The 824-nt window shown below is 45.5% G+C and carries 2 protein-coding genes; both read left to right on the forward strand.

Features of this window, described 5'->3' with window-relative positions; genetic code table 11:
- The first annotated feature begins 310 nt into the window (after positions 1-310).
- Positions 311-544: a 50S ribosomal protein L28 gene (gene rpmB, locus HMPREF9439_RS07830; RefSeq protein WP_008811700.1), complete on the forward strand. Its 234-nt coding sequence runs from the start codon at positions 311-313 to the stop codon at positions 542-544.
- 12 nt (positions 545-556) lie between these two features.
- A complete protein-coding gene (gene rpmG, locus HMPREF9439_RS07835; RefSeq protein WP_008811699.1) occupies positions 557-724 on the forward strand; it encodes a 50S ribosomal protein L33 in 168 nt (55 codons plus the stop codon).
- Positions 725-824 lie beyond the last annotated feature (100 nt).

Raw genomic sequence — 824 nt, forward strand, 5'->3', positions numbered from 1 at the left:
AGTTCGTCGAATTGTGATTCTTTTAATTAATAGAAACGCTGATTTTTCGATTCGGATTCTTATCTGACGACGGAGGTCATTCCTGTCCGAGACAAGAAGAATCACGGCTTCCGCGCTAAATCGTCTTCGAAAAGCGTAAGTCATTGATCCGTCAATTTACTCCTTCGGACCTATGATCAGAAAATAAGTGTCGGAGCCCAATGCAAAAAGTTTGAAAAATCAGTATAATCGCTGTTTTTGGTTCTCCCCGAGGCAGTATTTCGGCGCGAGAAAAGTTTTTTATAACAGTTATTATTCTGGAGAGTTAGCGATGGCACGAGTGTGTCAAGTCACCGGCAAGGCTCCCATGGTTGGCAATCGCGTCTCGCACGCGAATAACAAGACCAAGCGCCGCTTCATGCCCAATCTGCAGTACCGCCGTTTTTGGGTTGAAAGCGAGAATCGCTGGGTTCGTTTGAGAGTTACTAACGCTGCATTGCGTACGATTGATAAGAACGGCATTGAAGCAGTTCTGGCGGACCTTCGCGCCCGCGGCGAAATCTAATAGGAGTTCACCATGGCGAAAGGTATTCGTGAAAAAATCAAACTGGCTTCTACCGCCGGTACAGGTCACTTCTACACAACCACTAAGAACAAACGCAATTCTAGTGGCAAGATGGAAATGTCCAAGTACGATCCGGTTGCCCGCAAGCACGTGATCTACAAAGAAACCAAACTGAAGTAATTCGGCAAGGTTTTAGAAAACCGAGGCGCAAGTCTCGGTTTTTTATTGCCTAAAAAAGGGCACAGAAACTGAAATATTGCAGAAGTTAGGGTATCTAGCA

The sequence above is a fragment of the Parasutterella excrementihominis YIT 11859 genome, from assembly GCF_000205025.1.
Lineage (GTDB): Bacteria > Pseudomonadota > Gammaproteobacteria > Burkholderiales > Burkholderiaceae_F > Parasutterella > Parasutterella excrementihominis.

Coding starts and splice junctions, on each gene's coding strand:
- rpmB (WP_008811700.1), top strand. CDS start 311: ATGGCACGAGTGTGTCAAGTCACCGGCAAGGCTCCCATGGTTGGCAAT.
- rpmG (WP_008811699.1), top strand. CDS start 557: ATGGCGAAAGGTATTCGTGAAAAAATCAAACTGGCTTCTACCGCCGGT.